At 36.7% G+C, this 12770-nt stretch carries 10 protein-coding genes; 1 reads left to right on the forward strand and 9 read right to left on the reverse strand.

Annotated features, from left to right (window positions below; all coding sequences use genetic code 11):
• Positions 1-30: 30 nt before the first annotated feature.
• The 9 genes from rsmB to ABC228_RS04845 all read right to left on the reverse strand — a co-directional run bounded on the left by rsmB (position 31) and on the right by ABC228_RS04845 (position 10926).
• Positions 31-1380, reverse strand: coding sequence for a 16S rRNA (cytosine(967)-C(5))-methyltransferase RsmB (rsmB, locus tag ABC228_RS04805; RefSeq protein WP_345823945.1), 1350 nt, complete (start codon positions 1378-1380; stop codon positions 31-33).
• Complete coding sequence (fmt, locus tag ABC228_RS04810) at positions 1380-2324, reverse strand: methionyl-tRNA formyltransferase (protein ID WP_345823946.1); 945 nt, start codon at positions 2322-2324, stop codon at positions 1380-1382. The genes rsmB and fmt overlap by 1 nt, the downstream gene beginning before the upstream one ends.
• A 15-nt stretch (positions 2325-2339) precedes the next feature.
• Positions 2340-4748 carry a primosomal protein N' gene (gene priA, locus ABC228_RS04815; RefSeq protein WP_345823947.1) on the reverse strand — a complete coding sequence of 803 codons (2409 nt, stop codon included), beginning with the start codon at positions 4746-4748 and terminating at the stop codon, positions 2340-2342.
• Positions 4745-5953 (reverse strand): bifunctional phosphopantothenoylcysteine decarboxylase/phosphopantothenate--cysteine ligase CoaBC, encoded by a 1209-nt coding sequence (coaBC, locus tag ABC228_RS04820; RefSeq protein WP_345823948.1) that lies wholly within the window; start codon positions 5951-5953, stop codon positions 4745-4747. Before coaBC ends, priA begins: the two co-directional genes overlap by 4 nt.
• Before the next feature lie 128 nt (positions 5954-6081).
• A complete protein-coding gene (gene rpoZ / locus ABC228_RS04825; RefSeq protein ID WP_345823949.1) occupies positions 6082-6282 on the reverse strand; it encodes a DNA-directed RNA polymerase subunit omega in 201 nt (66 codons plus the stop codon).
• The gene (gene gmk / locus ABC228_RS04830; protein ID WP_345823950.1) at positions 6282-6899 is read right to left on the reverse strand and encodes a guanylate kinase; all 618 of its coding nucleotides are present in this window, start codon (positions 6897-6899) and stop codon (positions 6282-6284) included. Before gmk ends, rpoZ begins: the two co-directional genes overlap by 1 nt.
• A gap of 29 nt (positions 6900-6928) precedes the next feature.
• The gene (gene remA / locus ABC228_RS04835; RefSeq protein WP_345823951.1) at positions 6929-7189 is read right to left on the reverse strand and encodes an extracellular matrix/biofilm regulator RemA; all 261 of its coding nucleotides are present in this window, start codon (positions 7187-7189) and stop codon (positions 6929-6931) included.
• 72 nt (positions 7190-7261) lie between these two features.
• On the reverse strand, positions 7262-8137 hold the full coding sequence (locus ABC228_RS04840; RefSeq protein WP_345824162.1) for a YicC/YloC family endoribonuclease: 876 nt from the start codon (positions 8135-8137) through the stop codon (positions 7262-7264).
• A gap of 131 nt (positions 8138-8268) precedes the next feature.
• Positions 8269-10926: a calcium-translocating P-type ATPase, SERCA-type gene (locus ABC228_RS04845; RefSeq protein WP_345823952.1), complete on the reverse strand. Its 2658-nt coding sequence runs from the start codon at positions 10924-10926 to the stop codon at positions 8269-8271.
• Positions 10927-11037: 111 nt separating this feature from the next.
• On the opposite strand from ABC228_RS04845, the gene ABC228_RS04850 reads away from it, so the two are divergent.
• Positions 11038-12741 carry an Rqc2 family fibronectin-binding protein gene (locus ABC228_RS04850; protein ID WP_345823953.1) on the forward strand — a complete coding sequence of 568 codons (1704 nt, stop codon included), beginning with the start codon at positions 11038-11040 and terminating at the stop codon, positions 12739-12741.
• Positions 12742-12770: the final 29 nt, after the last annotated feature.

A 12770-nucleotide genomic window follows, 5' to 3' on the forward strand; every position in this document is an offset into this window, starting at 1 on the left:
CTTTTTTCTTACATTAAAAGTCTTTTAGAATTACGTAGTACGAATTAATCTCGTTAAGAAAAATCCATCTGTATGATAGGTTTGAGGATATAGCTGCAGTCCGAAATCTGTAATACCTTTTGAATTCTTAAGGCAATCTGGTAATTCTTCGAAAAAGTCTGTATCAACAGAATAATTACGATGACTTTTTAGAAATTCCTCGACCACTTCTTCATTTTCAGCAGGGTCAACTGTACAGGTACTATAGATTAGCAAGCCATTTTGTTTTAATAAGGTTGAAACACTAGCTAGTATATCTTTTTGAATAACAGCTAGTCGCTCAATATCTTCGCTTTTTTTGTTATATTTTATATCTGGCTTTCCTCTCATAACCCCTAAACCAGAACAAGGTGCATCAATCAATATTCTATCAAAGGTTTCTGGTTCATACAGGTCCTTTAATCCTCTAGCATCCGCTGCCTTTGCATCAATGATAGAAAGACTTAATTCTTTAGCCTTCTTATTTATTAGCTTAATTTTTTTCTCGTGAAGGTCATGAGCATGAATAACACCCTCATTTTCCATTTTTTCAGCAATATGTGTCGCTTTTCCACCAGGAGCACTACATGCATCAAGTACCTTATATCCTGGTTTCACATCAAGCATCTCCCCTACTAGCATAGAGCTTTGATCTTGAATGGTCACCAGACCTTCTGAAAATAACGAAGAACGTAGAATGTTTCCTTTTTCAATAATAATGCCCTGTTCAGAAAAAAATGATTTCGATACCTCGAACCCTTCATTTATTAAGTGGTTAATGGCATCTTCTCTCGACATTTTCATCGGTTGGACACGAATAGAGATAGGTTTATGGTGTAAATTTGCTTCGCACATTTCCTTTGTTGTTTCAAATCCATAGCAATTTATCCAGCGCTTTACAAGCCACTCAGGATGACTCGTTTCAATGGAAAGCCGTCTAACCTCGTCTGATATTAATGCAGTATCTGGTACACCATTCCGCTGAACATTTCGGAGTATAGCATTAACGAGAGATGATATACCTTTATGACCTCTATATTTTGCAATCTCAACAGCTTCATGAATAATGGCATGATCTGGAACTTTATCAAGGTAAACCATTTGATAAATTGACATACGTAGAAGCATTCTAACCCAAGAATCCATCTTCTTATTCGCATTAATAAAATGATCGATAAAATAATCCAAAGTCAATTTCCGTTGAATCGTCCCATACACGATTTCTGTCAATAATCCTTCGTCCTTTGCGGAAATGTTCTTAGATTTTATTTCATGACTAATTAAAAGATGACTATAACCACTGTCCTGATCAATTCGCAATAATAAATCTATGATTGTATTTCTTAGAAGATATTTACTCATTACAATTCACCCATTTTAATTCCTACTTGTATTCGATCACTGGATCCTTGAAGGTAATCCTTAACAGCCATTTTTTTCTTACCTTCAGGCTGTATTTCGGTAATACGGATACCTTTACCATTTCCACAAGCTACAATGAACGCTTCATCTTGATCCTTAGCAACTATTTCGCCAGGCTCCCCATCATACTTTTGATTATCAAGTTCTCCCCACCAAATTTTCATATTTTTTTGTTGATACGTCGAAAAAGCAACTGGCCAGGGGTGAAGCCCTCTAATTTGGTTGTAAATCTCTAGATTCGACCTATTCCAATCAATACGCTCTTGCTCCCGTTTTATATTCGATGCAAACGTTGCCTTCGAATCATCTTGTTGAACAGGATTAATTTTTCCTTCGAATAATTGAGGAATAGTTTCCATTAATAAATCTGCTCCTAATGTTGAAAGCTTGTCATGCATGGAACCAACATGATCATCTGATTCAATTGGAATACTAGCTTGTGTTAACATATCACCAGCATCTAACTTCTCAACCATATACATAATCGTTACACCGGTCTCTGGTTTCCCTTGCATAATTGCATAATGAATAGGAGCCCCACCACGTAATTCAGGTAAAAGGGATGCATGAACATTAATACAACCAAACCGAGGTGCGGTAAGCAATTCATTCGGGAGGATTTGGCCATATGCAGCGGTCACGATTAAGTCAGGTTTATAGGTCAGTATTTCCGCATAATCTCGACCAATTTTTTCAGGTTGGAATACTGGAATTCCATGTGTCTCTGCCTCTACTTTTACAGGAGGAGGTGTAATTACCTTTTTTCTGCCTTTTGGTCTATCTGGCTGTGTAACCACTAATACAATTTCATATTCGGAATGAATTAGCTTATTTAAAATTGGTACTGAAAAATCTGGCGTACCCATGAATACAATTCGTTTCATTCAATTACCTACTTTCTACATCAGATGATATGGTTGCATATCAACTGTTATTAATAAGTTCTCTTTACGTACTTCATCCGAAAACTGATCCATTATTTTTTGAATATAAGTGCGTAATTTCGGTTCTTTTTTGTATTTTATCATGCATTGATAGCGATATCTATCTTTGACCCGTGTAATGGGAGAAGGCGTCGGACCAAGAACTGTCGTATCTTCTTGGACTACTTTTAATAGAAGCTGCACAATACGTTGTGTGATTTGAACAACTTTTACATGATTAGGATGTGAAACGGTTATCAATGATAGATAAACATAAGGTGGATAACGGAAGGATTTTCTAATTTGCATTTCCTGCATGAAAAATTGATTGTAATCATAATTACTAGCTAATTGAATACTATAATGCTCTGGCGTATAGGATTGGACAATCACTTTTCCAGGCAATTCATGCCTTCCAGCTCTGCCGCTAACTTGTGTGAGTAACTGAAATGTTTTTTCACTGGAACGAAAATCTGGAAGATGCAGCATTGAATCTGCTGTCAAGACTCCCACCAAGGTGACATTCGCAAAGTCGAGTCCTTTCGCAATCATTTGTGTTCCTAATAAAATATCCGCTTCTTTGTTTGAAAATTGGTGAAGAAGCTTCTCATGTGATCCTTTCCTCCTAGTTGTATCAACATCCATTCGGATAACACGAGCATGTGGCATTAATTGATTTAATGATTCCTCAATTCTTTGTGTTCCTGTCCCAAAATAACGAATTAAATCACTATTGCATTCTGGGCAGACAATAGGCATTGGTTCTTCATAAGAACAATAATGACATTTAAGTTGATTTGATTTCTTATGATAGGTTAACGCAATGTCACAGTGTGGACATTCTTTAACATGGCCACAGTCCCGACACATCACAAAAGTAGAATATCCTCTTCTATTCAATAATAATACAATTTGTTCTCCTCTACCGATGGTCGCTTCCATATTTTCCTTTAATGTTGACGAAAACATAGAACGGTTGCCAGCATGTAATTCTTCTCGCATATCCACAATTTCGACAGCCGGCATTTCTTGATTATTTGTCCGTTTATCTAACGTTACGAGTTGGTAAACATCTTTTTTTGCTCTTGCATATGATTCAAGCGTCGGTGTTGCACTACCTAGAATAACGGGACAATTATGATATTGACCACGTCTTATCGCCACATCCCTCGCGTGATATCTCGGCTGATCCTCCTGTTTATAGGTAGTCTCATGCTCTTCATCGATAATAATAATTCCAATATTTTCAAATGGAGCAAATATAGCAGATCTTGCACCGACAACAACTTTAACTTCTTTTGCCTGAATTTTTCTCCATTCATCATACTTCTCACCATTTGAAAGTGCACTATGCATAACAGCGACATCACTGCCGAATCGCCCCTTAAAACGTTTCACCATTTGGGGTGTGAGGGATATTTCTGGTACTAAGACGATGGCTTCCTTTCCCTTACTAATGACTTCTTGAATAGCTTGTAGGTAAATCTCCGTTTTCCCACTTCCTGTAATACCATGAACTAAAAAAACATCATGCTCCTCGTGACTTATCTTTTCTTTAATAGGATTTAGTGCAATCGATTGCTGCTCTGTTAGTTGCAATGGATAAGTTCTTTCAAAATTCGTATCCTGATAAGGATTTCGATAGATTTCCTTTTTATTTTCCTTGAGTAGCTGCTTATCTAATAAGGCACGTAGTACAGTTCGATTCGTATTTGTAATTTGAAATAGTTTACTTTGTTCAATTGGTTCTGGTTTTTCAATAAAATAGGATAATAATTGTCTTTGCTTCTTCGCGTTCTGTGACATATCAATTAGTGATTCCTCTAATTGGTATGTCTCCTGGCTAGGCTCGATTATAGTAACAAGTTTCTTTGTGATCTTTGACTTTACAAGATAATTAATGGAGATAAAAGATTCTTGGATAGCACGTTGTAATTTGGCATACGATATGTTCGAATGCACAAACTCCTCATAACTAATAACATCTCGCCCTGCAAATAAATGCTCTAATTCTGGAATTAATTCCTCGGCTGTATTGCGTATTAATTCCTTTTTATATTGTGCCTTCAACACTTGTGGGAGCATCGCCTGATAAGCTGTAATATATAAGGTTACGGTCTCGTCAGCAACCCATCTCCCTAATTCTAGTAATTCACCTGTCAGCACTGGGCTGATATCTAACACATCGATTATTTTCTTAAGCTGAGAATAATCCGAAGTTGTTTTTTTCCCAACAACAAATCCAGTTATTTTTCTAGGGCCAAATGGTACGATCACACGCATCCCTTCAGTCAGGATATCTTGGAATTTATCTGGAATTAGATAGTCAAATGTCTGATTGATAGCCTTTGCTTGTACATCAACAATTACCTTCGCTATATTCACACTACGTCATCCTTCATATCTTGCAAAATTAACTGTAAAACGCTTCTTGCAATCTCTTTTTTGGAAGCAATCGAGATCTCGTGCTCCTCAGATTTACTGTTGATATAGGTTACGATATTCGTATCACTACCAAACCCTGCCCCTTCCTCTGAGACATTATTGATAACAATGGCATCCAAGTTTTTGTTCTTCAGCTTACCTTTTCCATATTGTATAGGGTTCTGGGTTTCAGCAGCAAAGCCAACTAGAAATTGATGTGCTTTCTTTTCACCTAGAGACTTTAAAATATCCTTTGTTCGCTCCATTTCAATATGAAGTTTACCATCTTTCTTTTTCATTTTCTCATCATAGGTAATCTTCGGTCGATAATCAGCTACTGCAGCAGATTTAATCACAATGTCATGTGATGAAAATTCCACATTCATTACTTGAAACATCTCTTCGGCAGTAGTGACATTAATTCGTTTAATCTTATTAGATGAAATTTCGAGTGATACTGGACCAGATACAAGGGTGACTGCTGCTCCCATTTCTGCTGCCGCTTCTGCTAAAGCAAAGCCCATCTTTCCGGTTGATTGGTTTGTAAAATAACGGACCGGATCGATTTTTTCACGTGTAGGTCCTGCTGATATTAGAATTCTCTTACCGGCTAATAGTGTTTCTTTTTCTTGATGGGATTTTATTACTTCAATAATTGCTTCTGGTTCTTCTAGTCTACCTTTCCCAATCCAACCACACGCTAGGTAACCAGCACCTGGTTCAATAAAGTGATAGCCATACGCTGTAAGCAGGTTCATGTTTCTCACTACAGCAGGATGTTCATACATATTAACATTCATGGCAGGTGCAATATACACTGTAGCTTTGGTAGCAAGAAGTGTTGTTGAAAGCATATCATCTGCAATTCCATTAGCAAGCTTTCCAATTATATTGGCTGTTGCTGGTGCTAAAATCACAATATCAGCCCAATCAGCTAAATCAATATGTGCAATCTTTGCAGCATCTTTCTCCTCGAAAGTATCCATATAGACATCATTTCTTGATAGAGCTTGAAAAGTAAGTGGTGAAACAAATTTTGTTGCACTATCAGTCATGATTATTCTTACATTAGCGCCTTGCTGGGTTAACTTACTCGTTAGTGCGCAAGCTTTATATGCTGCAATTCCACCTGATACACCAAGTAAAATATTTTTGTTCTGCATCATTAACAAACACCTTTCTCGTACATGGAAAAATATTCTTCTAGTCTAGTTATACCATAAATTTTCGATAAAGATAATTTCTAGAACGAATAGGAAAATCCCTCGCATACGAAGATGCAAGGGATTTAATTTTACTGGTTTTCTTCTAATATCAATTCATTAGCTGCGATTTCCTCTAGTGCAATGCCAACAAATTTTTGTGATTTTGGCTTTTCAATTCGAACGTTTTTTAATTCACGTAGTTGTCTCGCTCTCTTAGCAGATAACGTAACCAAAGAATATTTAGACTTGATTTTTTCTTGTAATGCATCAATTGATGGTTCTAACATCATTACATTTCATCCTCCAATAACTTTTTATATTGCGCTGCAATACGTTCCCGCTTACAATGTTCACTTTGTATGATGGATTGAATTTTCGAAACTGCCTTTTCGACATCATCATTAACAACTACATAATCATAGGCGTCCATCATTTCAATTTCATTCCGAGCTTCTTTTAACCGATTTAAGATTAACTCTTCCGTTTCTGTCCCACGATTTACAATTCTATTCTTCAGTTCTTCTAAGCTTGGTGGGAATAAGAAGATAAATACACCTTCCGGGAAGTTCTTCTTTACTTGCATTGCACCCTGAACTTCAATCTCAAGAAATACATCATGACCTTTTGCTAAGGTTTCTTCAACATATTCCTTAGGAGTTCCATAATAATTATTCACAAATTTAGCGTATTCTAGTAGCTTATCTTCTTGAATTAGTTTTTCGAATTCTTCATTTGTTTTATAAAAATAGTCAATTCCATCAATCTCACCTGGCCTTTTTTCACGGGTTGTCATGGAAATGGAATATTTTAAATCTGTTTTTTGTTCAAATAACTCTTTTCTTACCGTTCCCTTCCCAACACCTGATGGGCCTGAGAGAATAAATAATATACCTTTCTCTTCAATCAAGTCTTTTCCTCCTATGTGATTGTCAGCGATTATTCATCTGATATTTCATCATGACTCAGCACACGTTGTCCAACTGTCTCAGGCTGTACTGCTGAAAGGACAACATGGTCACTATCAGTTATAATAACCGCTCTAGTTCTTCTTCCATATGTAGCATCTACTAATTTATTGTTATCTCTTGCAACAGAGATAATTCTTTTAATTGGTGCTGATTCCGGTGATACAATCGATATCACTCGATTGGCTGAAACTACATTTCCAAAACCAATATTAATTAATTGTAATCCCAATTTTCTTCCCCCTTATCATTCTAACCTATTATATAAGCTTTTTTACGAAAATTAAAGTATGATTGTATGTCATTACTCTATATTTTGAACTTGTTCTTTAATTTTTTCAATTTCACTCTTCATTGTTACTGTCCATACACCTATTTTATGATCAGTAGATTTTGACCCAATCGTATTTGCTTCACGGTTCATTTCTTGAAGGACAAAATCAAGCTTTCTACCAATAGGTTGATTACTTTTGCAAATCTCCTCGACGTGATCTACATGACTTAATAAGCGAGTAATTTCTTCAGATATATCTCCTTTTTCCGCTAGAAGTGCTATTTCCTGATGAAGCCGACTTTCCTCTAGAACTGTTGCGTCCTCTAAATAATCTTCAATTCTGCTTTGAATTCTAGTTCGATATTCCGAAACAACGGTCTCTCTTCTCTCTTCCAGTAGATGGATCATATCTCGAATAACCTGTACACGATTCATGATATCGTGTATTAATTTTTTTCCTTCTTCCAATCGCATCTTGAGCATTTGCTCACAGGCAAGCTTAATGCAATCTAAAAGCTGTTCTTGAAGCTCATTTGGCTTCTCTTCTTTCTCTGTTACCGTAATCAACTCTGGTAATTGCGTAATAATAGAAACAGGAATATCGCCTTCTAACTGATATCGTTCCTTTGCAATATGTATTTGTTGTATAAATTGATCCATTAGACTCCAATCCGTAACAATGGATTTGTTTACAAAAGTTTCCCCTTCAATATCAATATGTATCTCTATTCTACCTCTGTTAAAATAGTGCTTTATAATTTGTTTTATTTTATCCTCTAAAAACAAAAAAGCTCTTGGATATTTTGGTATAATATCTAAAAATCGGTGGTTAACCGATTTTATTTCTACCGTGATAGCAGTATTATCAAGTTGAAAAGAACTCGCCCCATACCCTGTCATACTCATCACCACTAATATCACCCACTCTAAAACGATTACTATTGGTTATTATAGCACAAGATTTTGCCCGGCACGAATACCATCGTTTGAAATCAAAATAAAGAACCTTTCCAATAAATGAAAGGTTCTTTTACAGATTATCTTTTTGTAAATCCAAATAAGACAGTTGGCAACGCACCTAGTCCAATTATTAACATCCAATCTCGTAATGTTAAGGTCATGGTATGGAAGATTGGTTGTAAAGGTGGCCAGTAAATCACAATTAGTAATAACAATATAGAAGATATTACCGCTAGTACGAGATATATATTTTCGAAGGGATTTCGATCAAACACTGATTTTTCACTACGACAATCAAATACATGAATTAATTGAGCCATTACTAGAGTAGCAAAAGCAATGGTTTGACCATATATTAGATTTTCTGGATTGTTTTGGTAAGTTAGCATAAAGGCGATTAATGTTACCGCTCCAATTAAGAATCCCCTGCTAATAATTTTAAAGCCTAACCCTCTTGCAAAGACACCTTCCTTCGGGCTACGAGGTCCACGCTTCATAACATCGCCTTCAGGTTGATCTAGCCCTAATGCCATAGCTGGTAGACCATCCGTCACTAAGTTGACCCAAAGAATTTGCACCGGTACTAATGGAAGAGGCATTCCGAGTAACATCGCGAACAACATCACCAATATTTCTCCTACATTCGATGCAAGTAAATATCGAATGAACTTACGAATGTTTTCATATATATTACGCCCTTCTTTGATAGCAGCTTTAATCGTAGCAAAGTTATCATCCATTAATACAAGCGAGGAAGCCTCCTTTGTAACATCAGTCCCACTAATTCCCATACTGATTCCGATATCACTAGCTTTAATTGCTGGAGCATCATTGACCCCATCACCTGTCATCGCTACAATATGACCTTTGTTTTGAAATGCCTTAACAATTTTTAATTTATGCTCGGGTGTGACCCTTGCAAAGACATAAACATCCTCAATCATTTCTTCTAATTCATCAGTCGACATTTGATTTAATTGCTGTCCTTCTAGTACCAAGCCATCATCCGGCAATAATCGTAAGTTTTTGGCGATCGCTCGAGCTGTTTTGACGTGATCACCAGTAATCATGACCGTTTTTATACCAGCTTGTCTGCATTCTTCAATTGCATGTCTTACTTCTTTTCTTGGCGGATCAATCATTCCATATAAACCAATAAATGTTAAATCCTTTTCTAAAAACCCCGTTTCAAGTGATACATCTTTCGATAATTGCTTCATGCTTATGGCAATAGTCCGCAGTGCTTTTTCTGCCATATCATCTATCGCATGCTCAATGTTTTGTTTATCCTGCTCCTTTAGGATTTTTCGTTCATCTTTTTCTAGGAAGTAGTTACAACGAGGTAGTAGAACATCTGGTGCACCTTTGGTAATGAGGAATCGTCTTCCATTTTCATCCTCAACTACAACACTCATTCTTTTTCGATCAGAATCAAACGGTATTTCCTTAATTACTTGAAAGCTTTCACTATTGCTAGTGGATAGTCCAATCTTACGGGCAGCAACTAATAAAGCTCCATCTGTGGGGTCTCCGTCAACAAAGTACTTCCCCTTCTTCACTTGAAGCGCTGCGTTATTACAAAGCTGTCCGTATAATAGCATCATCTCTAAATTTGGATAATCTCGTTTTAGCTGTTGTTTTCCTATCTGAAAATGTCCTTCAATATCATAGCCATCACCAGTCACCGTTAAATTCTCACCATTTAAAAAGACTTCTTTTACAGTCATCTGGTTCTCTGTCATGGTTCCTGTCTTATCCGAACAAATGACAGAGGCACATCCTAACGTTTCCACTGCGGATAACTTCCGAACAATAGCCTTCTTCCGAATCATACGCTGAACGCCAAGTGACAATGCAACCGTAACGATAGCAGGTAACCCCTCTGGAATCGCTGCTACCGCAAGAGAAACTCCTGCCAAGAACATATGATAAACTGGATGTCCTTGTATTACTCCTAGTCCTACTACAAGAATTGTTAATAATATTGCAACAACAATTAATATCTTTCCTAATTCAGCAAGCTTTCTCTCGAGAGGAGTTGGTATTTTTTTCGTATTTGACATGAGAGAAGCGATTTGGCCCATTACAGTATTCATTCCTGTTCCAACCACTATTCCAATACCTGAACCACGCGTAACTAACGTCCCCATAAATCCCATATTCACTTGGTCCCCAGCATCCAAATCGTCTCTCATGATTGCCGATGCATGCTTCATTACTGGCAACGATTCACCTGTTAAAGCTGATTCCTCTGTTTCCATACTGCTTGATTTTACGATACGGATATCTGCAGGGATTCTATCACCACTACCTACCTTCACAATATCTCCTACAACAAGCTCACGAGAATTTACTTTCTCCCATCTTTTATCGCGAAAAACATTTGCCATAGGAGCTGAAAGTTCTTTTAATTTTTCCAGTGATTTCTCCGCTTTCTGCTCTTGAAAATAGCCAATAAATCCATTCACTAAAACAATTACCATAATCGCAACTGCGTCAACAAATTCACCAAGCATTCCTGCAATTAATGTGGCTGCAAGTAACACCAATACCATAAAGTCCTGAAACTGCTTCAAAAATATAAGCCATTTCGGTGTTTGTTTTTTTGATTCCAACAAATTGTAACCGTATTGCTTCTGACGCTGCTCTACTTGCTTTGATGAAAGTCCCCTATTTACTGTTACTTGAAGCTTTTGTTCTACATGTTCCACATCTAATTGATACCACTTTTTCACGTTGCATTCCTCCACGCTTATTGAGAGCATATAATATCTCCTATTCTCTTAGTGATATCTATGCAGACTTGTCCCAAAAAATGATATAATTTAGGAAGAGAGGTGAGTCACATGCCATTTGATGGAATCGTAACAAGAGCTGTTACAAAGGAATTAGAACAATATCTAACACCAGGAAAAATTACTAAAATACATCAACCAACCGACACAGAAGTTGTGATGACAGTAAGAAGTCAAGGTAAAAATCATGTACTACTATTATCGATTCATCCTACATATTCTCGTGTCCATCTAACAGATGATACGTATCAAAATCCACCAGTAGCACCTATGTTTTGTATGGTATTACGAAAGCATCTATCTGGTGCAATTATTGAATCCATTGAGCAATTCGGAATGGAACGTATCATTAACTTTACGATAAAAACGAGAAATGAAATTGGAGATATAGCCTCTAAAACACTAATTTTAGAGCTAATGGGTAAGCATAGTAACCTAATGCTAGTTGACACGGATAAAGGTCAAATAATAGACAGCTTAAAACATATTTCCATGGCACAAAATAGGCACCGGACTGTATTACCAGGGTCAGCGTATGTGTTGCCGCCACAGCAGGACAAATTAAATCCATTGGAAGTTGACGGTGAAGCATTTGTCAAACGTCTAGATTTTAATGCTGGTAAGCTAGAGAACCAAATTGTCTCTCAATTAGTTGGGTTATCGCCTTTTATCGCAAAGGAAATTGTCAGTCGAACTAATTTAGGTTCAGCACAAGTATTTATGGAGAAGTTTCAAGAAATTAAAAATCAACTGTTAACGGATTCCTTTGAACCTGTTATCTATAAAGGGACTAGGGAAGATTTCCATGTCATAGCCATTCACTCCTTTAAAGGTGAAACAGTTGCTTTCTCTTCTACAAATAAAATGCTTGATGAATTTTTTTCTGGTAAAGCGGAGCGAGACCGAGTAAAACAACAAGCAAAGGATTTATATCGATTTATTCAAAATGAGAAAGATAAGAATGAACGTAAGCTTAAAAAGCATTTGCGTACGATAAAAAGAGCAGAAAATGCTGATAGCTATCAAAAACAGGGTGAGTTATTAACGGCAAATATGCATTTAATTAAACCAGGAGATTCCTCCATCAACGTTGTGGATTACTATGATCCAGAACAAAATGAAATGACTATTGATCTAAATCCTAATAAAAGTCCGAGTGAAAATGCACAAAGCTTTTTTAAAACTTATCAGAAACTAAAGACTTCTAAAGTAAAAGTTGAAGAAGAAATTGTGAAAACAAACGAAGAGCTTACCTACTTTGAACAGCTGTTACAACAAGTTCAAGTAGCTGGTGTTGAGGACATCGAAGAAATACGAGAAGAGCTTCGAGAAGAAGGCTATTTAAAAAAACAAACAAAAAATAAGAAGAAAAGCAAGCAGCATCTTCCACAGCCAGAGGAGTATGAAGCATCAGATGGCACCTTGATTTTAGTAGGGAAAAATAACAAACAAAACGAATACCTGACGATGAAGTTAGCACATCGAGACGAACTTTGGTTACATACCAAGGATATTCCTGGTTCACATGTCATCATCCGGTCAAAAGATCCTAGTGAGCAGACCATAATAGAGGCAGCACAGCTTGCCGCTTATTATAGTAAGTCTCAGGAATCATCCTCGGTGCCTGTTGATTATACAAGAGTACGCCATGTCAAAAAACCGAACGGATCTAAACCTGGATTTGTAACGTATGATAATCAAAAAACGGTATTTGTTACACCTGAAAAATCAATGATTATTCAATTAAAGAAATAACCAACAACGGAACCAAAGCATTTACGATT

Source organism: Ornithinibacillus xuwenensis (assembly GCF_039614845.1).
Classification (GTDB): Bacteria; Bacillota; Bacilli; order Bacillales; family Amphibacillaceae; genus Ornithinibacillus; species Ornithinibacillus xuwenensis.